Below are 24,538 nucleotides of genomic sequence, written 5' to 3' on the forward strand. Positions count from 1 at the left end.
TGTTACGCCACCGCCTGCAGGGGCAACATTTGCTGATGTAAACGTGCCAACAAGGTCGCGGTAGTCTGCCAATCAATACAGGCATCAGTGATCGAAACCCCATAATGCTCGGCCTTACCCTTTACCAACTTTTGATTACCCGCGTGCAGATGGCTTTCCAGCATAATACCGATAATCGCTTCATTGCCTGCCAAACGCTGTGCCAATACGTCCTCAGCAACGGCAGGCTGGCGATTGTGATCTTTGCTCGAATTGCCATGACTACAATCTACCACTATACCCCGCGGTAATTTCAACTTGTCTAGTTGCTCCAAAGCCGCCTTGATACTAGCCGCATCGTAATTAGGCTGCACACCACCCCGTAAAATAATATGACCATCTGGGTTACCCGCGGTTTGCACCAGACTGACTTCGCCTTTTTGGTTGATCCCAAAAAAGGTATGGCCACTTGCCGCAGACTGTAATGCATTAAGCGCTACACTCAGACTGCCGTCAGTGCCGTTTTTAAAGCCAACCGGCATAGAAAGGCCACTGGCCATTTCGCGGTGCGTCTGGGATTCAACAGTGCGAGCGCCAATCGCTGCCCAGCTAATTAAATCAGACATATACTGTGGGCTGATCGGATCCAAGGCTTCCGTTGCTACCGGTAGTTCTAACTCAACCATTTTTAGCAGCAATTCCCGCCCCCAAGTTAAGCCCGTTTCCAAATCAAAGGAATCATCTAAATGCGGATCATTAATAAAGCCTTTCCAACCGACTGTGGTACGCGGTTTTTCAAAGTACACCCGCATGACAATGTATAAGCTGTCGCTGTATGCCAGCTGCAGCGCCTTTAATTTTTTAGCATACTCAATAGCCGCGACCGGATCATGAATGGAACAAGGCCCCGTTACTACTAACAAACGTTTATCAATACCATGAATGATATTGGCAATGTCTAAGCGTGCTTTTGCTACAAACTCTGTGCCCTGCTCTGACAAGGGCAATACTTTCTTTAATACTGCCGGTGAACTTAATGGCTTTTGCGCCACAATGCGCAAGTCATCAACTATCATACTCATCTAACCTACTCCAGTTACTTTGCTCAGTATGGCTAATCTATTGCAACACCTGACTGCAGACAGAACAAGCGTAAACTTATAAATACAAGCCGTACTTAATTTATTACATAAAATGCAGTCTACGGATATAGGCGCTAAAGATCAACCATAAAACCCAATTAAAATAAGGATTACAAGCCTTAAGCAACAAATTCAGCAATGTACACATTTAATTACAGTAAGCATAAAAGGTTAGCTAAGCATAAAAGACTATGAATTACCCCGCGACAGCGTTGGACGCTAATGCTGGCGTTTGCTTTGAAAATTCGCTAAAGAAACAACTGATAGTAGAGGTTTTGAAAGCAACTAAGCTGTGAGGACAGATTTTTTATAGGCGCTGTAACACTTTTTTATAGGCGAGTGATAAGCGAATAAAACTTTGTTTATCGCCACCACGATCTGGATGATATTTTAATGATTGTTTGCGAAAGGCTTTTTTAAGCTCAACTAAGGAGCAAGGCCAATCTAGCTGCAATATAGCAAGCGCTTCCTCGTCAGAAAGGTTGATCGGCGTTAGGGTTCCATAACGTTTTTGATAAAACTGCCAGAATTGGGTTAAACGCTCAGTTAGTGCTAACGGCGTCATTCGCCAGTAATTACGCCAATCCGCGTAATAAGCACCTTTATTGTCAGTAAGTTGCGGCAAAGTATTTTGCCAAGGGCTAATTTTCACTCTTGCTAAGCCAATTTCTAAATAGGCGGTTTCTGTTTGTGCCCAACGTTCAGCAATACGATATAACAAATGATAAAGCACAAAATGCAATTGAAATAAAGCGAGTTGGCTATCCGTGACGCCATGAAAGGGTTTTAATTGCAGCAAGCTGAGCAGTTGCTGTTCAGTGATCTCACCATAACGACGCAGCAGTAAGGTTTCGAGCTGTTGTTCCAACTGTTCGAGGACCTGTGCGTTTAGAGCGGGTGCAGCGGTTAGACCTTCAGGCATAAAAACAAGGCCGGCAAAATTGCCGGCCTCAGGTGCTTAGTTAAGCTTTTCGCGGATACGCGCTGATTTACCTGAACGATCGCGTAAGTAGTAAAGCTTAGCACGGCGAACCGCACCACGGCGCTTAACAGTAATACTGTCAATTAATGGGCTGTGCGTTTGGAATACACGCTCAACACCTTCGCCATTAGAGATTTTACGGACGGTGAAGGCTGAGTGCAGACCACGGTTACGCTTAGCGATAACTACGCCTTCGTATGCCTGCAGACGACTTTTATCGCCTTCTTTAACTTTAACTTGAACCACTACAGTATCACCTGGAGCGAATGCAGGAACGTCTTGCTTCATTTGTTCCTGTTCAAGTTGTTTGATGATGTTTTGGCTAACTTTGCTCATAACAATCTCACTTTACCTGGAATTAACTATCTTGTTGCAGCTGCAACGCCTGGTGTTCCTGTTGGAATTCAGCCAGTAATTTGCGTTGCTCCTTAGTCAGAGCCAGGGAATTTAACATATCCGGCCGTCTTAACCAGGTTCTACCAAGAGCCTGCTTCAGACGCCAGCGTCTAATTTCTTCATGGTGACCGCTCAGTAATACTGCCGGCACCTGTTTGTTTGCTAACACCTCAGGACGCGTATAGTGTGGGCAATCCAGCAAACCAGTAGCAAACGAATCCTGCTCTGCTGATAAATCATGCCCTAGTACACCGGGTACTAGTCGCGATACGGCATCTATTAATACCATCGCCGGCAATTCGCCACCACTTAATACATAATCACCAATTGACCATTCAGCATCAATTTCAGATTCGATTACGCGCTCGTCAATCCCTTCGTAACGGCCAGCTACTAACAGCAGCTTCGAGTGTTTCGCCAGTTCAGCAACACCTTGCTGGTCTAATTTACGGCCTTGCGGCGATAAATACACCGTATAGACATCCGCTCCTGCAGCCTGTTTCGCTGCGTGAATGGCGTCGGTTAGGGGCTGCACCATCATTAGCATACCAGGGCCACCACCATAAGGCCGATCATCAACGGTACGGTGTTTATCCGAAGTATAATCCCGCGGATTCCAACACTGTAACTGTATTAAACCTTGCTTTACAGCACGACCAGTGACACCGTATTGCGTTATTGCCTGAAACATTTCCGGAAACAGTGAGACAACGCCCACCCACCTTTGTTGTTCCTGCATTAAAACGCCGGGTCCCAATCTACTAAGATTTGCTTTGCTGCTAAATCCACCTGTTTGACAACAGTATCATTAAGATAAGGAATTAACCGCTCACTCTTGCCAAATGCATCGGTCCGGTTGGCTTTCACCACTAACACATCGTTAGATCCGGTCTCCATTAAATCGATTACTTCACCCAGATTATAGCCTTGCTCGTTTACTACCGTCAGACCCATCAGATCTTTCCAGTAGAAATCACCTTCGTCCAGCGCCGGTAAGGCAGTGGCCGGTACAGCGATATCGGCATTGACATATTGCTGAGCTAAATCACGATCATTAACACCAGTTAGTTTTGCAATTAAGCTATTACTATGCCGTTTCCAGCTACTGACTTGCATTGGCTGCCAATTACCCTGAAATTTAACTTGCCAGGGTGTGTAATCAAAAATCCCTTCCGGGATATCCGTGTAGGAGTTAATTTTCAGCCAGCCATTGATGCCGTAAACCGCACCAAACTTACCAAGCACAATAAAATCTTTTTCACTCAACAGTGACAACTCCACACGCTTCGCTAATTAAGCAGCTGCTTTCTTAGCATTTTTTACCAGATTGGCTACGCGATCACTTAATGAAGCACCTTGTGCTACCCAGTGGTCAACGCGATCCAGGTCCAGACGCAGTTTCTCTTCAGTACCGCTGGCGATTGGGTTAAAGAAACCCACGCGCTCAATAAAGCGGCCATCACGAGCAAAACGGCTGTCCGCTACCACAACTTGGTAAAATGGACGCTTTTTCGCGCCACCACGTTGTAAACGAATAGTTACCATACCGTCCTCTAATTTTAATCGTTCAGGTTTTAAAAAATAACAAAGCCCCCAGACGGGCTGGAGGCTGCTGCATTGTACGGATTTTTACCACGAATGCAAGGCATTTCGCGGCTTGGCAACCCATAACGCCAAACTTGCTACTGGACAACGAACAGACGTTACCTCAAATACTCCCAGCCCTAACGTGGTGGCAACATCCCTGGTGGTAGCTTGCCCCCCATGCTGCGCATCATCTTCATTAAACCGCCTTTACCCGACATTTGCTTCATCATTTTCTGCATTTGGGTGAATTGCTTCAGCAGCTTATTAATATCTTGCACTTCCGTACCAGAGCCTGCAGCAATACGTTTTTTACGTGAGCCTTTTAACAAGTCAGGAAACTCGCGCTCTTTGGGTGTCATGGAGTTAATAATAGCCTCCATTTTCACAAACTGCTTTTCATCCAACTGACTAGCAGCGCCGGCTGGCAGGTTCTTCATCCCTGGCAGCTTATCCATCAGCGACATCATGCCGCCCATGCTGCGCATTTGTACTAGCTGATCGCGAAAATCTTCTAATGAAAAGCCTTTGCCTTTCATCATCTTTTGCGCCATTTTCGCCGACTTTTCTTTATCAACCTTCTGCTCTAGCTCTTCTATTAAGCTAAGTACGTCACCCATTCCCAGAATACGTGAAGCAATGCGGTCTGGATGAAAAGGTTCAAGAGCATCGGTTTTTTCACCGGTACCGATAAACTTAATGGGCTTGCCGGTAATATGCCGGATCGACAACGCGGCACCGCCACGCGCATCACCATCGGCTTTGGTAAGAATCACCCCTGTCAGTGGCAAGGCTTCGTTAAAGGCTTTAGCCGTGTTCGCTGCATCCTGACCGGTCATCGCATCAACAACAAACAAGGTCTCAATAGGATTTACCGCAGCATGCAACGCCTTGATTTCATCCATCATCTCGCTGTCTACGTGCAAGCGACCTGCGGTATCGACCAGCAACACATCAAACATCCGGGTTTTTGCATGGCTAATGGCAGCATTCACGATAGCAACCGGTGCCTGTGAGATATCACTTGGGAAAAACTCAACACCAATATCTTTGGCCAGCGTTTCTAATTGCTTGATAGCGGCTGGACGATACACGTCGGCCGATACCACCAGCACTTTTTTCTTTTTGCGCTCAGTTAAGAACTTCGCTAATTTACCAACAGAAGTGGTTTTACCCGCCCCTTGTAAACCTGCCATTAAAATTACTGCGGGTGGCTGGGTATTTAATGCTAACTCTTGGTTAGCCTCCCCCATGGCCTCCTCTAACGCTTTACGCACTATCTTTAGAAATTCTTGCCCTGGCGTTAAGCTTTTACTGACTTCTAAACCAACCGAACGCTCTTTAATCTGATTGATAAAGTCGCGTACCACCGGCAAGGCAACGTCAGCCTCAAGCAATGCCATCCGCACTTCACGTAAGGTTTCTTTGATATTATCTTCGGTAAGACGGCCGCGACCACTGATGTTTTTTAGCGTACGGCTTAAACGATCTGACAGGTTTTCAAACATAACAGTTACCCGTATTCATAAATTGCCCTGATTATAACCTTTTGCTACTCGTACGTCAGCCTCTTAAGGTTTATACATTGTTACTGGGCATTCTTCAAAACTTGCAATACAATAGCCAACTTAATTGCATCAATGGAGTGTTAAGAATGCCTACGTTGTTTCCTGCGCTGGCGCTGCTTGCATATTTAATCGCAACCTGTGCGATAGTGCTGCGCTTATTTCATCCCGCAGGACCTAACTTTAAATGGGTATTCTCTGCCGCAACAGCGGCAGTGGTGCTGCATATGTTTGCTTTGGTCGGTGCAATTTTTACTGCCGAGGGGCAAAACTTTAGTTTACAAAATGTCAGCTCTTTAATTTGTTGGCTAATTACGCTCTCTTTTACGCTTATCTCTCTTCGTGCACCAGCAATCTTATTGCTCCCCTTAGTTTATGGCTTTGCGGCACTCTTAATGCTGGTAACGCTACTTGTACCCGAAGCTGTGCAAATACAACATATAGTACAGAACCCAGGCTTATTAATTCACATTGTGCTGGCAGTAATAGCCTATGTGGTATTGTCAATGGCTACCCTCTATTCAATCCAAGTAGCCTATATCAGTTATAAGTTAAAGCATAAAGACTTCTCGGGCGTCAGCCGCTTCTTACCACCGTTAATGCAAGCCGAAAAATTACAGTTTCGGTTGCTCGCAGTAGGGACTTTTACCCTTGTTATCGCCTTGATAACCGGAATTCCTTATACAACCAATTGGCTAGAGCATAAAAGTTTGCTAAGTTCGTTAGCGCTGGTTATTTTTATGGTATTGTGTTGGGGTCATGCTCGTTTAGGATGGCGTGGAAAAACCGCTATCTCTCTGACGCTAACTGGCACAACTTTATTAACACTAGCCTATTTTGGCAGTCGTTTTGTCAAAGAAGTGCTGTTAGGACGTTTTTAGTAACATCATTATGTTAGGTAATATAGGTAACTAATTCTTGGACGCTATTGCTACCAGCACCCTTTTTATCATTTTAGGTGTGTTACTTGTACTGTCAGCTTTTTTCTCCGGCTCTGAAACCGGCATGATGTCGGTTAACCCTTACCGACTGAAACACCTCGAGAATGAGAACAATACCTCTGCGAAAAGAGTCAGCGCACTTCTCAAAAGACCTGATCGTTTGATTGGGCTTATTCTGATTGGTAATAATCTAGTGAATATTGCTGCAGCGACAGTAACGACGCTGATAGGTCAGCGGCTATATGGCGATCTAGGTTTAGCAATTGCTCCCATAGCGCTTACCTTAGTCGTACTTATATTTGCTGAAGTTACGCCAAAAACACTGGCAGCACTTTACCCTGAACGGGTAGCCTTTCCCGCTTCCGTTATTTTAAAAGTACTACTAAAGATTTTTTACCCATTGGTATTTTTGTTAAATAAAGTCACCAATGGTTTATTAGCGTTATTGGGCGTCAGTCCAGAAAAGCATCGGGGCAATAGTCTCAGTGCTGAAGAGCTCAGAACAGTAGTACACGAAGCGGGCGCATTGATACCCGAACAGCACCAAAGTATGCTGTTTGGTGTATTAGATTTAGAAAATGTTACCGTTGAAGATATTATGACGCCACGTAACGAAATTGTCGGCATTGATATTAACGACGAGTGGAAAGATATTACCCGCCAACTGGCGAATGCGCAGCACAGTAGAGTATTGTTGTATCGTGATAGCATTGATGACGCCCTTGGCTTTATCCATCCACGCGATTTGGTCAAGTTACTACTGAAAGATCAGTTTAGCAAAGCGACTTTATTACGCTCAGTGCATGAGATTTATTATATTCCCGAAGGCACCCCCCTCAATACCCAGCTACTTAAATTCCAAAGCACCAAAGACAGAATTGGCTTAGTAGTGGATGAATATGGTGATATTCAAGGCTTAGTCACGCTTGAAGATATTCTTGAGGAGGTAGTAGGAGAATTTACTACCGATGTCATTGAAGATAGCCAAGAAGAAATTATCCAGCAGCCGGACGGTTCATTTTTGATTGATGGCAGTATTAATCTACGTGATCTGAATCGGCAAATGCAGCTGGCATTCCCGACGGACGGCCCCAAGACCTTAAATGGGTTATTATTAGAATATCTTGAAGAAATACCGCAAGCTAACCTAAGCGTTAAGTTAGCTGGCTACCCATTAGAAATCATAGATGTGCAGGATAATATGATCAAAACAGTTCGGCTACAGTTAAAGGCTTAGTATTGAATTAACTGTATTGACTGCTTAGCGACAACAAAGCTTAGTCGAAAAATAATCGCCCGAGCCAACCGCGCTTAAATTCCTTTTCACAGCTTTTTAATTGTTTTTCATATAATTTTGCTCTGTCATCAACTCTGCGGGCCGTTTTTAATAACCAGTCTTTGTTGCGATAGCTACCACGCCGGTAGCCTCCCCAGCCTTCATGATAATTGAGATATAACCTATAAGCATCATGCTTAGCAATCTTATTCACCCTGTGCGTTTTATCGATATACCAGCCGATAAAGTCGACTGCATCGGCAAAATCACTACGGCTGGCAAAGTAACGATTCGTTTCTTTCACATAATCATTCCATGCCGGCGTTTGTGCCTGCGAATAACCATAAGCTGAACTGCCGCGACCATAAGGAACAAAACCTAAAAAGTAACGCATCGGTGGTTTTGCATTATGTCGAAAACTACTTTCCTGATACATAAAGCTGATCGGAATGGCGATGGGGACACCCCATTTTTCGCTGGCTTTCGCCGTAGCATCGTACCATGAGCGATGCTCTCGGAAAATTTCACAAATATTAGAGGTGTTTTGCGGTGGCGGAGTAGCGCAGCTGGATAATAGTAAACAAATACCCAGTGCAGAAAAAAATTTATTTATTTTGGAAGATTTTTGAACTATCTGCATAACATGGATTCTAACGTTATGAATGGATTCAACCAAGTTTTTGTTTTCCCTGGATTCTCCTTCACGGCTACCTCTGGTAGCCGTTTTTTTTGGGGATTCTTGCAGAACCCACTCGTCAGCCTAACCACGATCAAATAATGCTCTCTTCTTCGCAGGCCGGTACTTCTGCAAAATACTGCCGGATATAATCATCAAAGCTGAGTACATCGCTGGCTTCAATGGCAGCTTGCTTTGCTAATGACTCACTAAGCGCATTGTTAAACTCTTGCTCGGTATAAAATTGGTAGGGCTCATTGCTCAGTTGCTGTCGATAGGTTTCAGCGAGTTCGCGCATATAAACACCATTATCTTTACGAGCGCTCAGTAAATGATTGAGCACTTTACCAGACAACGTCTGCGCGGGATCTAAAAGAGATAAATAATACTGTTTTAACGCAGCTTGATAGCGATCAGTGCCGTAAGCTTGATCAAGCCAACTAGCGACAGGCATCATATCGGCAAAAAGCTGTTCTGCCCAATCTTGCATAAGGCGAGGTTGCCCATCTTGCAGTAACTCTAAATTAGTTCTACGACCGTCAGTCACCACTTTTTTCAGGTTTTGCTCAGTAATGCTTTGTTCTGCAGCAGACAGTGGCGGACTTTGCTCCAATAAACAATAAACTAAAAATACATCCAGAAAATGCATTTGCTCAGCCGTAATCCCAATAGCACTAAACGGATTAACATCTAAGGCTCGAACTTCAATATATTCAACGCCGCGCTTAGCCAAGGCACAAGTAGGTCTTTCCCCAGATTCGGTGGTTCGCTTAGGACGAATAGTGGAATAAAATTCATTCTCTATCTGTAATACATTAGCATTTAATTGCTGATAGACACCTGCAACCTTGGTCCCGATACTTTGATACTCTGCAGATGGTTGACTCACTGCGGCATGCAAACCCTTAATGTATTCGGGGAGATTGTTATAAGTAATGTTTAAACTAGATTGCGCACTGTTTGTGTATCCCAAGTCACTCATCCGCAACGAGGTGGCGTAAGGCAAATAAAGCGAGCCCCTTCCCAACTTTTGAAATGGATAACGTGATTGCCGCCCCTCCAAGAAAGATTGGCACATTGCTGGAGAGGCACCAAACAGGTACACAATCAACCAAGCATAGCGTTTGTAATTGCGGATTAATGCGAGATATTGCTCAGAAATAAAATCCTGCAAGTTACCTTGGTTAGCATGTAATGTCTGGTAGGCTTGCCAAAAACTCTGCGGCAGCGAAAAATTAAAATGCACGCCACTGATCGCTTGCATCATACTGCCATAGCGATTTTTTAAGCCCTGTCGGTAAAGGGTTTTCATTTTTCCGACATTGGACTCACCATAGTAAGCCAGAGGTATCTGGTGTTGATCAGTAATATAACAAGGCATACTTGCGGGCCAAAGTCGTTCATCCGCCAAATTACGGCTGGTAAAACGGTGAATATCTGCCAGCTGCTTAAGCGTGATATCAATTTCAGCACTGGCTGGGGTAATAAACTCCAGTAAAGACTCAGAAAAATCAGTCGTGATCCAAGGATGCGTTAGCGCAGCGCCAAGCGACATCGGGTGTGGGCTTTGAGCTAGCGTACCATCAGCATTGACGCGAAGCGTTTCGCGTTCGATACCACGCTTAATACCGACAATTGATTGCATTTGCCCATTTTGCTGCAATACAGTAAGGCGTTGCATAATGCTAGAAGCCAAGGTCATTCCTTAAATTAACTAAATATCCCCCAGAAAATGGGGGATAAATCACAATTTTCAACACCAACATGCCACTACTGCATATAAGAGTTAGCTTAACGGCTCTCTTACGGTTTATCTGCCTGATCCGGTTTTTTATCTTTATCCTTTATTTGCTCCTCCATAAAGTCGGCATCATCTGAATCACCAACAACATGCTCGAGCTTTAATTTACGTACGCTTCTGAAGGTCGTTATAGGACCAGAGCACGCATAAACCACAAAGATTAAAAATAACATTTGAGCAGGCCTTGCTGCGATCACAACAAAAATTAGCACGACTAGCAAAATCGTCAAAAAAGAAACTCGATCTCGCCAATTTAGATTTTTAAACGAGTTATAGCGGAAATTACTGACCATTAGGAAGCCAGTAGCAATGGTTATCAAGCCCACAATATAACCGTATTTATCACCATCGATGTCAAAACTTGCGCCATTCCAGATCATACCAGCAACTAAAGCCGCCGCCGCAGGACTGGCCAGCCCCTGAAAGTAATGACTATCTGTAACACCTAAGTTGGCGTTAAAACGCGCTAAACGCAGTGCCGCGCAAGCAACATAAATAAAGGCAGCAAGCCAACCAAACTTACCTAAATCAGCTAACGCCCAGTTATAAGCGACTAATGCAGGTGCAACACCAAAAGCCAACAAATCTGACATGCTGTCGTACTGCGCACCAAATTCGCTTTGCGTATTGGTTAAACGCGCAACTCTGCCATCTAGGCCATCGAAGATCATCGCAATAAATATAGCCACAGCCGCCGCTTCAAAGCGACCATTCATAGAGGAAACAATAGCAAAAAAACCCGAAAACAAACCTGCAGTGGTTAATAGATTTGGCAACAAGTAGATCCCTTTGCGAGGACTACTATCATTATTTTTTAATTCTGTCATAAGGCAACTTCTACAAAAAAAGGTTACACTGATTATAAGGAACATAACATAACATGGATAGAACTATGGCAAAAGCGCGTCTCATTTTTATATACTTTATCTGTTTAGTCTGCAGCAACGCACTTTTGGCGCACCCCGTATATCGTTGGCAAGATGAGAAGGGGGTTACACATTTCAGTCAATACCCTCCTGCAGCGGGACAATACCAAATTATCACAATTCGTAGTAACAACCCTGCTTCAACACCCGTTAGCCAAAGTGACACTGATGATCAGCTTGATCCTAAACTCTGCTTACAAGCTCAAGAGCAGTTAACCTTACTCAACAGCGAACAAGATTTGTACACACAAGATGCGGCGACAAAGACGTTAAGACTGGTTACCCAAGATGAACGTGAGCAGCAGAAGTTACTGGCCACGTTTGAAATAAAAAGGCGTTGTACTACAACGCCTTGAATAGAGAACAGTGCAAAAAATTACATGTTATTATGGCTCGTGATCACAAAGCGCTCACCGTCATGATCAATCAGTATTGTACTACCGGGTATAATATCACCCTGCAATAAAGACTGCGCCAAGGCGTTTTCTAAGTGCTGTTGTATCGCCCGTTTTAACGGTCTCGCCCCAAATAGCGGATCAAAACCAACGGCTGCCAACTTATCTAGCGCAGCGTCACTGACTTGCAACTGATAATCACGTTGCTGCAAACGCTGCTCTAACCGCGCAAGTTGGATTCGAGCAATTTCTTTAATTTGTGCACTATCCAATGGATGAAACACGACCGCTTCATCTAATCGATTTAAAAACTCCGGCCTAAATTGTTGGGCCAGTACTCCCATTAACATGTCTTTCATCTGAGCATAACTGTATTCGCGGTAATGCTCTTGAATCAAATCTGAGCCTAAGTTAGACGTCATAATGATCACGGTGTTTTTAAAATCAACAGTACGCCCCTGACCATCGGTTAGACGGCCATCATCCAGCACCTGCAGCAGAATATTAAACACATCAGGATGTGCTTTTTCTACTTCATCCAATAAAATCACCGAGTAAGGCTTACGGCGCACAGCCTCGGTTAAATAACCGCCCTCTTCATAACCTACATAACCCGGTGGTGCTCCGACTAACCTTGATACCGCATGCTTTTCCATAAACTCTGACATATCAATGCGTACCATGGCATCAGGGCTGTCAAATAAAAATTGTGCCAGAGACTTGGTTAGCTCTGTTTTACCGACACCGGTAGGTCCTAAGAATAAAAAGGAACCAATCGGCTTATTCGGATCCGCTAAGCCAGCTCTTGAGCGACGAATAGCATTAGCCACCGCGCTCACAGCTTCGTGTTGCCCTATCACTTTATGGTGTAAAACCTGCTCCATCCGCAACAATTTGTCACGTTCACCTTCCAGCATTTTACTGACCGGAATGCCCGTAGCTTTGGATAACACATCGGCTATTTCTTGCTCTGTGACTTTATGCCGCAGCAAAGTCATTTCCTGCATCTCTGCCAATGAGGCTAAATCCAGTTTTTTCTCTAGCTCTGGAATACGGCCATACTGTAACTCAGACATGCGCTGCAAATCACTGGCACGCCTTGCAACCTCTAAATCTAGTCGGGCTTGCTCTAGTTCCGCTTTAATATTTTGCGTTCCTTGTAAAGCCGCTTTTTCCGACTCCCAAACCTCATCTAATTCATTGTAATGACTATCCAATTCCTGAATCTGCTCTTGAATAATCTCCCGGCGTTTTTTACTCGCCTCATCTGTTTCTTTAGCAAGCGCATTATCTTCCAGTTTTAACTGGATAATACGACGCTCCAACCGATCTAACTCCTCGGGCTTGGAGTCCATTTGCATGCGGATGCTAGAGGCAGCTTCATCGATAAGATCGATAGCTTTATCGGGTAACTGCCGATCACTGACATAGCGATGAGATAAGGTCGCTGCGGCAACAATAGCAGGATCCGTGATTTCCACCGCATGATGCAGTTCATAGCGCTCTTTTAATCCACGTAAAATAGCAATGGTATCTTCTACACTAGGCTCTTCCACCAGTACTTTTTGGAAACGACGCTCTAACGCTGCATCCTTTTCGATGTATTTGCGATATTCATCTAAGGTCGTCGCGCCCAAGCAATGTAATTCACCTCGGGCCAGTGCAGGCTTTAACATATTGCCAGCGTCCATAGCACCATCGGCTTTACCCGCGCCCACCATGGTGTGGATCTCGTCGATAAAGAGAATGATCTGCCCTTCTTCTTTTGCCACATCACTGAGCACCGCTTTTAAACGCTCTTCAAATTCACCGCGATATTTAGCGCCAGCCAGCAAGGAACCCATATCTAGAGAAAGCACCCGCTTATCTTTTAAACCCTCGGGCACTTCTTTATTGATAATACGCTGGGCTAAGCCTTCAACGATGGCAGTTTTACCTACGCCAGGCTCACCTATTAAGACAGGGTTATTTTTGGTGCGCCGCTGCAATACCTGAATACAGCGCCGAATTTCTTCGTCGCGGCCAATCACAGGATCTAACTTGCCTGCTTCAGCCCGAGCAGTTAAATCAATAGTATATTTAGTCAAAGCCTGACGCGTATCTTCAGCGTTAGCATCATCGACTGTTTGACCTCCGCGCAGCTGCTCTATCGCAACAGTCACTTTTTCAGCGGTTACGCCTAACTGTTGTAGAATTTGCCCAAGTTCAGATTTATCTGTCGCTGCAGCCAACACAAACAACTCACTGGAGATAAACTGATCCTTACGCTTTTGCGCCAACTTATCGCACTGCTGTAACAGCTGCGCGGTACTAGCCGCAAGTTGTAAATTGGCAGCATCCCCTTCGACTCGCGGCAACCGATCGATAACCTGACTAACTTTAGAGCGTAACTCATTAAAATTAATGGCGAGCTTATTTAACAATTCACGAACGGTTCCACCCTCCTGATTGAGCAAGGCAAACATAATATGAACCGGTTCAATAAATTGCTGATCCCGACCGAGGGCTAGCGATTGCGCATCGGCGATGGCTTCTTGAAATTTACTGGTAAATTTGTCTAATCGCATGATATGGCTCCCATAAGCATCATTAAGCGTTGATGCTTTGTAAGATTGGGCACTATTGTGGATTTTTCAAGCAGTAAACGTCAAAAATTTGACTTGGGTCACATTATTGGGGCGTTTCTAACCAGATAGCCGTTGCCATCCGCCCTGTTTGGCCATCACGCCGATAGGAAAAAAAATCATCTGCTTGCTGATAGGTACAAAAATTACCACCATAAATTGCGCTAATACCCAGTGCCTGCAAGCGTAGCCGCGCCAGTAAATAAAGATCCGCCAGATATTTAGCTGACGGTTGTGTAGTAAAGGCTGCACTGGCTGCGGCTTGCTGCTTAATAAAAGCGGCGCGCACTTCTGCACCAACTTCAAACGCTTGAGGGCCAATAGCCGGGCCAAGCCACACCAAAATATCGGCGGGCTTAGCTTGGAACTGCTTTACGGTCTGTTCAATCACGCCTGCAGCTAATCCGCGCCAACCTGCATGGACTGCCGCGACCTCTCGTCCAGCCTTATCACAAAGTAACAAAGGTAGACAGTCTGCAGTCATAACAATACAAACCCGCTCAGCACTTCGACTATAGGCGGCATCGGCGACTATGGGACCGGTTTGATTGCATTCAAGATCAGGTCTGGCAACAGCAACCCCATGCACTTGCTGCAACCAATAGGGCTTAGTAGGCATAGCGGATAAGGTTTGAAATAGCCGCCGATTACGTGCCACTGCCGTGGGCTCATCGCCGACATGATCACCCAGATTCAAACTGGCAAAGCCTTGCCCCGAATAACCACCGGTTCTTTTAGAACTAACAGCCCTCACCTGCTCAGGAGCTGGCCAGTCAGGTAAAAGTAAGTTCTCAGGAACCTTGTGCATTATCTGGATTAATCCCAACGCGTGCTTTAAACGAAGTCCATACCATGTTTTTGCGTATCTGCTCGCAAGGCAGCGTTCAGCGCAACCATATCATCTGGTAACGGCGCATGCCATTCTAATAATTGCCCTGTTATTGGATGGGCTAATTTCAACATGATGGCATGTAATGCCTGACGTTTAAAATTACGCATCATCACTAATAAGCTTTCGTCAGCCTGTCTAGGCGGCCTTGGCCGGCCACCGTATACCGGATCGCCAATAAGCGGATGGCCAATAAATGTCATATGCACACGAATCTGGTGGGTACGACCGGTTTCCAGCCTTAATCTTAAACGCGTATGGGCACGATATTTTTCCATCACTCTATAATGCGTTACCGCAGGCTTACCATTTTCAATCACCGCCATTAAGGTGCGCTTGGTTGGATGTCGGCCCAGCGGTCTATTTACTGATCCGCCCCCCGTCATAGCGCCAAAACAAACCGCTTCATATTCGCGGGTTATTTCCCTAGCTTGCATGGCTTCCACTAAGTGTGTTTGTGCCGGAATGGTCTTAGCGATAACCATTAAGCCGGTGGTATCTTTATCCAACCGATGCACAATACCCGCACGAGGAACTTCAGCAATGCCAGGACAATGATGCAATAACGCATTCAATAAGGTGCCATCACTATTACCGGCACCAGGATGAACTACTAAGCCTGCAGGTTTGTTAATGACTAAGATATGCTCATCTTCAAAAATGATATCTAAATCGATAGGCTCAGCTTCAAAGCGTTCATCCTCTGGTAACGCTGCCGTGATATCAATTTGCTCTCCACCTAGCATTTTTTGTCTAGGTGTATTACAAAGTTGCTGGTTAACCAGAACCGCATCGGCCAAAATCCAATCTTTTATCCGCGAACGCGAATAATCGGGGAACATTTCAGCCAAAACCTGATCTAAGCGCTTACCATAAAGATGATCAGGAACGATTTGTGAAAGTTTTATCTGTTTTGTCATGACGGAAGCAGTTATCCTGTGTGCAACCCCTCGTTATCTGGGGTAGAATCGCAATAGAACGTATTTTAACGATTTTACGCTGGACTAGACAGCCATTTAGCATAAGTAGTAACGGATTTTTACATGAAATTGAAATTTATCCTGATTATTTTGATGACAGCCACCTTAAGTGCCTGCGCCACAAAACCAAATGAACAACAAATTGACCCTACACAAACTGCACAGGGCCAATATCAGCAAGCAAAAGATGTGTTAAATGTTGGCTTGTATAATAGAGCGATTGAGTTATTGAGAGCAGTAGAAAGTCGTTTTCCATTTGGCCCACTAGCACGTCAAGTGCAGTTAGATCTCATTTACGCCTATCATCAGGCTGGAGATTTGCCTCAGGCTTTAGCCAGCATTGATCGTTTTATCCGCTTGAACCCCAACCAGCCTGATCTTGACTATGTTTACTACATGCGCGGTTTGACCAACCTAAAAGCGGATGAAAATGCCTTCCAAGAGTTTTTTGGTATTGATCGTGCTGACCGTGACTTGAGTAGCACCCGACAAGCCTTCGATGATTTTAAAATACTGCTTAATAACTACCCTGATAGTAAATACGCCGCAGATGCAAAACAGCGCATGCTAATGATAAAAAATAAGTTGGCTCGACATGAGATTTTAGTTGCTGATTACTACCTGCGCCGTGGTGCATTCTTAGCAGCAGCCAATCGTGGCAAATATGTAGTCGAGTTTTATCGTGACACCCCTGTAGTTGAGCAAGCCTTGGAAATTATGGTGGAAAGTTATGACAGACTGGGATTAGACAAGCTTAAACAAGATACCCTACAAGTGTTAGAGCTTAACTTTCCACAAAACAGCCGCTTTCAGTAATCTGTTAATAAAGCCCCTTGCACAGCGTGCTCGGGGCTTATTGATCTATCTAAATGGCTTCCAGTGCGTCTGCCAGCTTATTCACCCCGATAACCTCCATACCTTCGATGGCTTCTTTTGGTTTATTGCCAAAAGGCACTATTGCTCGGCGAAACCCATGTTTAGCGGCTTCGCGTAACCGTTCTTGACCACTTGGTACTGGACGAATCTCACCAGCCAAACCAACCTCACCAAACACCACAAGATCATTAGGGAGCGGCTTATCACGAAAACTGGAGACTAAAGCTAATAAAGTCGCTAAATCAGCACTAGTTTCATTTACTTTTACCCCGCCGACCACGTTAACAAAAACGTCTTGGTCAGCCATTTGAATGCCCGCATGTCGATGCATTACGGCGAGTAACATAGAAATCCGGTTTTGCTCCATTCCCAATGTCACACGTCGTGGATTGTTCAGCGGTGAATAATCTACTAACCCTTGAATTTCGACTAAAAGTGGCCGAGTCCCCTCCCATAACACCATCACAATGCTACCGGATTGATCCTCTTTACCTCGAGTAAGAAAAATAGCAGAGGGATTTTTAACCTCTTTCATGCCCTGTCCGGTCATGGCAAATACGCCAAGCTCATTAACTGGACCAAAGCGATTTTTATGTCCACGCATTGTTCGGTAACGGCTATCAGCATCGCCGTCTAACATCACAGAGCAATCAATACAATGCTCAAGCACTTTAGGTCCAGCTAAAGAACCATCTTTCGTGACATGGCCAACCATAATGATGGCAATCTGATATTGTTTAGCAAAACGAGTAAGAAAAGCAGCACTTTCTCTTACCTGTGAAACACTGCCAGGAGCAGATTGAATATCGGCTAAATGCATAACTTGAATTGAGTCGATCACCATAATGCGCGGCTTTTCTTGTTGCGCAAGCTGACAAAGTGTTTCCACGTTAGTTTCAGCCAGCATTTTGAGCGCGTCCATGGGTAAACCGAGTCGCTGTGCCCGCATCGCCACTTGTTGTAATGATTCCTCGCCAGTAACGTACAAGGCCCCGCCCTGTTTGGCTAAGCCGCACATCACCTGCAGCAATAAGGTACTTTTACCTGCACCTGGATGACCGCCAATCAGAATAGCAGAACCTGGAACAATGCCGCCGCCAAGTACGCGATCGAATTCTGAAAAGCCCGAACTAAAACGCGGCACCTCTTGCAGATCAACTTCATCTAGGCGCACGACTTTGGCTACCGTTTCACCTGCATAGCCTTCAAAACGGCTATTTTTACTTTTTACCGCCCCTAAGCGGACTTCCGTCACACTGTTCCAAGCGCCACACTCAGTGCATTGACCCTGCCAACGCATAAAGTCAGCACCACATTCGTTACAAACATAGGCAGTTTTTGTTTTCGCCATAATTTTTCCTGCTTTGCATGAAAGGCACAAATATTGCTTTTCAAAAAAGAACAACGTAGCTTAGTCTAAATATAATCGGACGCTGCCATTATTTTGGCAACTGAATCAGCAAACTATGACATCAACAGATCTTAAAGCTTATCTTGGCATCATAGCGCGAATGAAGGGCTTATTAAACTCACCTGAGTTTGAGCAAACCTTTACTAGCCTAACGGCAAGCTTGCCCAAGTCCAAGCAATTTTTGCTGAGAATGGAGTTAAAGCGTCTGGCCCAGCCATGCAACTACTTCATTGATTTGCGGGGTCATGTCGATGGTGCAGTTAAGCCTTACCAATATAATGATAAAACCCATTACCTTGACGAAACCGCTCAACAGATTTTTGAAGAAGGTATCCGAGATTATGGATCCTATACCCTAGGGGTGTATGAAGACGTCATGAATGCCGATAACAACTATCGGGTAAGGCATCGTAAAGAAACTGAACAGCACGTCAAAAACAAACTAGAGCTGTTACGTAAAGGGACACCGATAGCTGACACTCTCGATGAGTTGCCTAGAGAAAGCAACGAAGAAACCCCTGCTAAACTCCATAAAACGGTCCAATTCGGCTTATATATTACAAGGCGTGAAGAAAGGATGAACTTTGGCATCGAGGTTGAAGTTCGTCATGCAGAACATACCTTTACCGCCATGACCAGTGATATATCCGTGTCTGGTTGCAAACTGAAAGTAACGGCTTTAAATGGCCTAACTAACGGCGACATCATTAATTTGACCCTCAAAGGGTTAGAAAAAGAATTTGCACTCGACCTGCCAGAAGGACTCAACTATCAGGTCTTAGAGATCGAGCAACACGAAAAATACCTATACATCAGGTTAAAAAGACAAAATGCCGAACAACAACCACAATTTAATCAATTTCTGCAAAATTACATTAACGGCAATAAACGTCGCTACAAAGTCAATTTAGACAATGTAATGGATACACTGGTGACGAAAGGTTACGAGCAATATTATTTGCCTCGAATTCATGCATTACCTGTTTTCATCGGTGTGAACAGTGGTGCAGTGAACTGTCGTTTTTGTCTGACAAGCGATTCCAATAAAAGCGTCTGGCATTATTTTTTGGATGAACAACAGCATTCCGTTATTAATCGAGTACTGTCAGTGCCGCGGCTAAAACATTTACTAAACATCAAGCATACTGATCGTTCTTGTATGCTGTACTGCTTTACCCATGCCGCTAAGGGTAAACTCTACTTCTACACAGCTACCGGCTATGAACTGGCAACAGTACCGGGGTTGCGAGAAATGTTTTTTGGCTTTGGCTCAGGTAAACCGAGCTGGAAAATTTTCCATGTAAACTTACTTAAGACGCAGATCCAGCACAGCATAAGTGCATCGGCAATCCCTGGTGCTATACCAGAACAACCCTCAGCCCTAGTGCTAAATATGCTGCAAGATATGCATTATATTGCGACCTTAACCGAGGTAAGTGCCCCTGATCAGCGTGTTTACTATGGCGTCCATCAGTATGATCTAACAAAATTACCTGCACTGAATCATTTTGGTCTGAGTAAAGCTGAAAAACCTATGCCTTGTGAGGCCATACCAACTCATTATGTGAATCTTCGTTCTGAATCACGGTATCTATATAAAACCACGGTATTAATTCGACAAAAACCGGAGGGGCAAGTCTGGCAAGCTTTTAGTAGAGATTTTTCGGCTGGTGGGATACAGCTTGAATGCGCAGAACCCGTTGATTTTAAAAAAGGGGAGGTTCTGCTATTAGAACTTCCTGATTTACAAAAGATCACAACAAAACATCAACTGACTAATCTGCCGTACGAGGTGATGGCGGTGAGTAAAAACCGCACCATTATGAATTTAAAAACCGCTAAAATCCCTGAGCATACCGGCAAGCAGTTTTTTTCACAGCTAATTCAAAGCAACCGAAGCAAACTCACTTTGGCCGAAGAAAAACCAAAATACCCTGGGCTGTCTGATGCCTTACGTAATATGTACCTAAAAGCCTTAAACAATTTTGTGTTTTTTATCCATCGTTATGGCCTAAAACATGATATTACCGTGATAGGGCGCGGAGCTCAGGAACATAGCTTATATAAGTTATTACGTCTTGCTCACCCTGAAAAAAATAGGCCTGATTTCATGTTACTGACTAAGCATAATCAACTATGTCAGGATATAGCGGCCATCCTAAAACAAATGAAACAACATGATGCGGCTAAACCAATCGAATGTTATATCAAAGTGACTAAAACTACAGATGGACAATTTGCACTTAGTAGTCATTTTGACTATGAGTTTAGCTCTGCAGATGAACATAAGCAGTTTATTGAGAATGCCTTAGCACAGCATACCTTATTTAGCTTTCGATTTTTTGTTTCACGAACAGATAAGCTTGATGCTGAGTATATTGCTAAAGAAATGAACTACATCAGTATTTATGCCATTCATAAAGCGAAATCTTTGGAAGAAGAACTTTTACATGTCGAAGGTGTAGTTGACGTGGTCGATACCTCAGCAGAACTGACTACCCGCTTTAACTTGCACCTTAGCGAGCAACAAGCGCAAGCAAGATTAGCCATCTTAGCCCAAGCACGTTTTTAAAGACCCCAAAAGCAATTAAAGACAGCGTTGATACTGCTCTTTTAGCCAGATCGCGATATCACTAAAATGCTCTTTGGCAGCAGCTGGGTGCGTTAACATCGAGATATGATCATAATCTTGCGAATACCCATCTTGCTTACCCAATAAGCTATAACGGGCTTGTTGCTGGCGCGTTTCAGCAATAAAAGCCAACACATCGGTGGGATGCCCTAACAGACGATCCTGCTTCGCCGCAAAATGCCATAACGCGGGCCACTTGATGCTTGCACATGCCTGCTGGTAATCAAAATGATCGCAGCGATCAACAAAAGGCGCACCGCTGATCCAATCAATCGTATCAAGCAAGAATTGCGTAGGTTCATTATCGGCGCCAAAGCGCCAGCGCTTAGCGGGTACATAGCCGTAATGCTTACCTAACCAAGGGGCAAGTTTATTCCAAATAACATTAATTTTCAGTAGCCGTTCCAAGGAACGAACACTAATAACTCTTTTGGTGCCAAAACAGATCTTGGCTTTTACTTTAGCTAGCAGCTGTGGAAAACGAGCCAGACTCGCTGCCGCGACAACACCGCCCCAAGAATGGCAAATAAGCGTGATCGGCTGCTGGTGTTGCGCATACACATACTCAATTAATCCGGGGATATCCTGACAAATCAGCTGATGTTGGCTTTGTTGCAAACCTGTCTCAAGCGTCGGTTTTGACAAGCCACGCCCTGCAAAGTCGGCAGCATAACCGACAAAGCCTTGATCGGCTAAGTAACTCGCCAGACCTTTACCAGAATGACTATAAAAAATCCGTCCATTCTCTACCGCGCCATGTAAAAATAAAATGGGTGCAACCGCAGGTTGCAGTGGTGTAAGCCGCCTAACATGCAACTGATAAGCCTGCAAATCAACAAAGAGTGAATGTTGTTGATGCTTCACGCAGGTTGAACCAAATAAAGTAACTGCAATAAACTGCCTTGCGTAATTGCCGCTTTCGCCGCGGCTTGTACTTTTGGTTTAGCATGAAAAGCCACTCCTAGGCTCGCTTGTGCAAGCATAGGAAGATCATTAGCACCATCGCCAATCGCTACCGTTTGTGAAGCGGCAATACCATAATGCTCAGCTAATTCCATAACAACTTCAGCCTTACGCTTGGCATCGACAATATCACCAACGACTTGCCCTGTGAGCTTACCGTCTTGAATCGCCAATTGATTGGCAAAGGTCGCATCCAACTTAAGTTGTTGCTGTAATGCTGAAGTAAAATACGTAAAACCACCCGAAGCGATAGCAATACGCCAGCCATGCTGCTGCAATTGAGCCACCAACTCCACCAAGCCCGGCATCAGCGGCAGTTCTGCAAGTACCTCAGCCAATATACTTTCTGGAGCACCGGTAAGCGCTGCAACCCGTTGCCGCAAACTTTGCGAAAAATCTAACTCACCATTCATGGCTCGAGCCGTAACCGCCGCCACCTCTGCACCAACCCCCGCCAATTTAGCAATTTCATCAATACATTCAATTTGGATAGCGGTTGAATCCATATCCATCACTAATAAACCAGGCTTGGCTAAGGTGGGTAGCTGCTTTAAGTAAACTAATTGACAGCCCAACTCGCTAGCTAATAAGGATAAATGCGCCGTTTCAGGCGCGGCAAGCGCAGAGAATTGTATTGCCAGCGCTGCAGGTAATGTTGGCATCGGCTGCCAACGTTTTAAAAGGACCTCGCCATCGGCGAGGCTTAATTGACGAAACAACTGTTCCAACTGTTCCCATTCTGGCTGTTGCCCAAAGTAGATCAGCATGGGCTGCGCGTCTTGCCAGTGAACATGGTTATCTAAGCTAACAACTTGCTGCTGTTGCCAGTTTACGCGCAGCTGCCCGCCTTGTTCAGCCATTAAAGCTAACGGCGAAGTGGCGAAAGGGGCAGTAAGCCATACTAAAGGTTCAGACACGTTCAAAACAGATCCCTATACTTAGCAGGATGAACATGGCATGCTAGTACTTTTGCAGCATTGGCCTGCCAGTTTTATTTATGGTTTAAAATATGCAGCACCATAGCGTATCTGCGCCTCGATATTCAAGTTTTATTACTTTATTGCAACTGGCAATCGCTGTATTAGGGATCTGGTTTATTCTGCACAGCTGGGTAAATGCCAAAGTTGAAGGGCAGCGGGTCTTACAGCAACAAAATAAATTGATGATGCGCGAAACGCTGGTGGCCTTGTCCTACACTGCTGGGTATTTATTGGAGAATGATCAACTAGAAAGCCTCAGCCTGCTGACCCAACATATTGCTGAAAACCCTTTTTTACATGATGTGGTCGTTTATGATGCGAATGGCGTTCGCCTAAGCTGGTCAGAAGCAAATACGGCTGCGCGTTTGTTATATCGACCAGATCAACAACTCCCGCTGATCCCCATGGTACAAGAAATACGGGTAAACGAGCAGCTGTTGGGCTATATGAAGATCAGTCTATTAAATGACCAACGCTTATTTCCTGGCTACAGCTACTGGCAACAATTGATGCAACACATGCTCGGGCTTTTATTGCTGGCTGTGGCGGTGACTATGCTCTTAAAACGGAGTTTCTTTCGGCTTAATCAGCGATATGGACGCCTACCGCCACCCGTCTAGCATCTCAGTTTTCAGGCGTGATCATTGCCGCATCCAAAACAAGGTGCATGCTTTTTCGAATTCACTCTGTGTTATTGCAGCACAAGACTAAAGCTGCAGCGCATCGACACTGTTTTGCCATAAGGCCGCTGCCAACTGTGCAGCGGGCTCAGCTCTTAACTCACACAAGACGTTAAACACTGCAAGCAATTGCGCTGGCGTATTAGCTTGGCCTTGAAAGCCATTCAGTGGCATAGCGGGCGCATCTGTTTCTAATACCAGCGCACTTAATGGCAATTTACGCACGGCGTTGCGGGTTTTCTCCGCTCTTGGGTAAGTAATGGTACCGCCAATCCCCAGTTTAAAACCCAGATCAAGAAACGCCTTAGCTTGCTGCTGACTGCCAGAAAACGCATGCAAAATACCGCCTTGTGTAAATTGCTGCCGTTTTAACTCAGCCAGTAATGCAGGCTGACTTTTCCGATGATGCAAAATCACCGGCTTTTGATAGTGCTTAGCTAACGCCACTTGCGCGCTAAAAAACTGCTGCTGTTTAGCAAAGGTCTCTGCGGCAAGCGCAAAATCCAGCCCAATTTCGCCTACTGCAGCAATGTGCGCACCATGGCTTTGTAGCAGTTGCTCCAGCTCCGCCAGCACTGTGAAAGGCTCGGCTTCTGCCCACCAAGGATGGATACCTAACGCAATATGCCAGGCGGGTTGTTCACGGCGCAGCTTAAGCAAATTCAACCAGGCGGCCTGTTCGACCGCTGGAATAAGTAACTCAGCAACGCCAACTTGCTGTGCCTGTTGCCAGTGATCCGCCTGCTCTGCTGCCAGTTCAGGTAAATCGAGATGACAGTGAGTATCAAAAAGTTTCATAAGCATATTGCAACAGATAATGATGCTGGCAACAAGCACAAA

At 45.0% G+C, this 24,538-nt stretch carries 23 protein-coding genes; 6 read left to right on the top strand and 17 right to left on the bottom strand.

Going from position 1 to position 24,538, the window contains the following annotated elements; translation table 11 throughout:
• Positions 1–2 precede the first annotated feature (2 nt).
• The 7 genes from ACO1PK_RS02740 to ffh all read right to left on the bottom strand — a co-directional run bounded on the left by ACO1PK_RS02740 (position 3) and on the right by ffh (position 5,591).
• Positions 3–1,055, bottom strand: coding sequence for a 3-deoxy-7-phosphoheptulonate synthase (locus ACO1PK_RS02740; RefSeq protein WP_423188263.1), 1,053 nt, complete (start codon positions 1,053–1,055; stop codon positions 3–5).
• Positions 1,056–1,428: 373 nt separating this feature from the next.
• On the bottom strand, positions 1,429–2,043 hold the full coding sequence (locus ACO1PK_RS02745) for a DNA-J related domain-containing protein (protein WP_423187149.1): 615 nt from the start codon (positions 2,041–2,043) through the stop codon (positions 1,429–1,431).
• A gap of 36 nt (positions 2,044–2,079) precedes the next feature.
• Positions 2,080–2,439, bottom strand: a complete 360-nt coding sequence (rplS, locus tag ACO1PK_RS02750) for a 50S ribosomal protein L19 (protein WP_189484011.1) — start codon at positions 2,437–2,439, stop codon at positions 2,080–2,082.
• A 22-nt stretch (positions 2,440–2,461) separates the two neighbouring features.
• A complete protein-coding gene (gene trmD / locus ACO1PK_RS02755) occupies positions 2,462–3,238 on the bottom strand; it encodes a tRNA (guanosine(37)-N1)-methyltransferase TrmD (RefSeq protein ID WP_423187150.1) in 777 nt (258 codons plus the stop codon).
• Complete coding sequence (gene rimM / locus ACO1PK_RS02760) at positions 3,238–3,774, bottom strand: ribosome maturation factor RimM (RefSeq protein WP_423188264.1); 537 nt, start codon at positions 3,772–3,774, stop codon at positions 3,238–3,240. The genes trmD and rimM overlap by 1 nt, the downstream gene beginning before the upstream one ends.
• An 18-nt stretch (positions 3,775–3,792) precedes the next feature.
• Positions 3,793–4,044 carry a 30S ribosomal protein S16 gene (gene rpsP / locus ACO1PK_RS02765; RefSeq protein WP_423187151.1) on the bottom strand — a complete coding sequence of 84 codons (252 nt, stop codon included), beginning with the start codon at positions 4,042–4,044 and terminating at the stop codon, positions 3,793–3,795.
• Between the two features lie 179 nt (positions 4,045–4,223).
• The gene (gene ffh, locus ACO1PK_RS02770; protein ID WP_423187152.1) at positions 4,224–5,591 is read right to left on the bottom strand and encodes a signal recognition particle protein; all 1,368 of its coding nucleotides are present in this window, start codon (positions 5,589–5,591) and stop codon (positions 4,224–4,226) included.
• 146 nt (positions 5,592–5,737) lie between these two features.
• Between ffh and ACO1PK_RS02775 the strand changes: the two genes are divergently transcribed.
• Positions 5,738–6,529 carry a cytochrome C assembly family protein gene (locus ACO1PK_RS02775; protein ID WP_423187153.1) on the top strand — a complete coding sequence of 264 codons (792 nt, stop codon included), beginning with the start codon at positions 5,738–5,740 and terminating at the stop codon, positions 6,527–6,529.
• A gap of 37 nt (positions 6,530–6,566) precedes the next feature.
• Positions 6,567–7,826, top strand: coding sequence for an HlyC/CorC family transporter (locus tag ACO1PK_RS02780; protein ID WP_423187154.1), 1,260 nt, complete (start codon positions 6,567–6,569; stop codon positions 7,824–7,826).
• A 40-nt stretch (positions 7,827–7,866) separates the two neighbouring features.
• Here ACO1PK_RS02780 and ACO1PK_RS02785 read toward each other — a convergent pair whose 3' ends face one another.
• The 3 genes from ACO1PK_RS02785 to pssA all read right to left on the bottom strand — a co-directional run bounded on the left by ACO1PK_RS02785 (position 7,867) and on the right by pssA (position 11,169).
• Positions 7,867–8,505 carry a hypothetical protein gene (locus ACO1PK_RS02785; RefSeq protein WP_423187155.1) on the bottom strand — a complete coding sequence of 213 codons (639 nt, stop codon included), beginning with the start codon at positions 8,503–8,505 and terminating at the stop codon, positions 7,867–7,869.
• 130 nt (positions 8,506–8,635) lie between these two features.
• Complete coding sequence (gshA, locus tag ACO1PK_RS02790) at positions 8,636–10,243, bottom strand: glutamate--cysteine ligase (RefSeq protein WP_423187156.1); 1,608 nt, start codon at positions 10,241–10,243, stop codon at positions 8,636–8,638.
• Positions 10,244–10,344: 101 nt separating this feature from the next.
• Positions 10,345–11,169 (bottom strand): CDP-diacylglycerol--serine O-phosphatidyltransferase, encoded by an 825-nt coding sequence (gene pssA / locus ACO1PK_RS02795; RefSeq protein WP_423187157.1) that lies wholly within the window; start codon positions 11,167–11,169, stop codon positions 10,345–10,347.
• A 53-nt stretch (positions 11,170–11,222) separates the two neighbouring features.
• Here pssA and ACO1PK_RS02800 point away from each other — a divergent pair, with 53 nt between their 5' ends.
• Positions 11,223–11,624 carry a DUF4124 domain-containing protein gene (locus ACO1PK_RS02800; RefSeq protein ID WP_423187158.1) on the top strand — a complete coding sequence of 134 codons (402 nt, stop codon included), beginning with the start codon at positions 11,223–11,225 and terminating at the stop codon, positions 11,622–11,624.
• Between the two features lie 20 nt (positions 11,625–11,644).
• Here ACO1PK_RS02800 and clpB read toward each other — a convergent pair whose 3' ends face one another.
• From clpB to rluD, 3 genes are all read right to left on the bottom strand, one after another.
• Positions 11,645–14,230 carry an ATP-dependent chaperone ClpB gene (gene clpB, locus ACO1PK_RS02805; protein ID WP_423187159.1) on the bottom strand — a complete coding sequence of 862 codons (2,586 nt, stop codon included), beginning with the start codon at positions 14,228–14,230 and terminating at the stop codon, positions 11,645–11,647.
• A gap of 103 nt (positions 14,231–14,333) precedes the next feature.
• Positions 14,334–15,095 carry a peptidoglycan editing factor PgeF gene (pgeF, locus tag ACO1PK_RS02810; protein ID WP_423187160.1) on the bottom strand — a complete coding sequence of 254 codons (762 nt, stop codon included), beginning with the start codon at positions 15,093–15,095 and terminating at the stop codon, positions 14,334–14,336.
• 26 nt (positions 15,096–15,121) lie between these two features.
• Positions 15,122–16,096: a 23S rRNA pseudouridine(1911/1915/1917) synthase RluD gene (gene rluD, locus ACO1PK_RS02815; RefSeq protein WP_423187161.1), complete on the bottom strand. Its 975-nt coding sequence runs from the start codon at positions 16,094–16,096 to the stop codon at positions 15,122–15,124.
• 123 nt (positions 16,097–16,219) lie between these two features.
• On the opposite strand from rluD, the gene ACO1PK_RS02820 reads away from it, so the two are divergent.
• A complete protein-coding gene (locus tag ACO1PK_RS02820) occupies positions 16,220–16,972 on the top strand; it encodes an outer membrane protein assembly factor BamD (RefSeq protein ID WP_423187162.1) in 753 nt (250 codons plus the stop codon).
• Positions 16,973–17,021: 49 nt separating this feature from the next.
• Here ACO1PK_RS02820 and radA read toward each other — a convergent pair whose 3' ends face one another.
• On the bottom strand, positions 17,022–18,383 hold the full coding sequence (gene radA, locus ACO1PK_RS02825) for a DNA repair protein RadA (RefSeq protein WP_423187163.1): 1,362 nt from the start codon (positions 18,381–18,383) through the stop codon (positions 17,022–17,024).
• A gap of 115 nt (positions 18,384–18,498) precedes the next feature.
• Here radA and ACO1PK_RS02830 point away from each other — a divergent pair, with 115 nt between their 5' ends.
• Complete coding sequence (locus ACO1PK_RS02830) at positions 18,499–21,015, top strand: PilZ domain-containing protein (RefSeq protein ID WP_423187164.1); 2,517 nt, start codon at positions 18,499–18,501, stop codon at positions 21,013–21,015.
• A gap of 15 nt (positions 21,016–21,030) precedes the next feature.
• Here ACO1PK_RS02830 and ACO1PK_RS02835 read toward each other — a convergent pair whose 3' ends face one another.
• On the bottom strand, positions 21,031–21,939 hold the full coding sequence (locus ACO1PK_RS02835; protein ID WP_423187165.1) for an alpha/beta fold hydrolase: 909 nt from the start codon (positions 21,937–21,939) through the stop codon (positions 21,031–21,033).
• Positions 21,936–22,955 (bottom strand): phosphoserine phosphatase SerB, encoded by a 1,020-nt coding sequence (serB, locus tag ACO1PK_RS02840; RefSeq protein WP_423187166.1) that lies wholly within the window; start codon positions 22,953–22,955, stop codon positions 21,936–21,938. Before serB ends, ACO1PK_RS02835 begins: the two co-directional genes overlap by 4 nt.
• Positions 22,956–23,047: 92 nt before the next feature.
• Between serB and ACO1PK_RS02845 the strand changes: the two genes are divergently transcribed.
• Positions 23,048–23,638 (top strand): AhpA/YtjB family protein, encoded by a 591-nt coding sequence (locus tag ACO1PK_RS02845; protein ID WP_423187167.1) that lies wholly within the window; start codon positions 23,048–23,050, stop codon positions 23,636–23,638.
• An 87-nt stretch (positions 23,639–23,725) separates the two neighbouring features.
• Here ACO1PK_RS02845 and ACO1PK_RS02850 read toward each other — a convergent pair whose 3' ends face one another.
• Positions 23,726–24,496, bottom strand: a complete 771-nt coding sequence (locus ACO1PK_RS02850; RefSeq protein WP_423187168.1) for a TatD family hydrolase — start codon at positions 24,494–24,496, stop codon at positions 23,726–23,728.
• Positions 24,497–24,538 lie beyond the last annotated feature (42 nt).

The sequence above is a fragment of the Alishewanella sp. d11 genome (assembly GCF_049390205.1).
Lineage (GTDB): Bacteria > Pseudomonadota > Gammaproteobacteria > Enterobacterales > Alteromonadaceae > Alishewanella.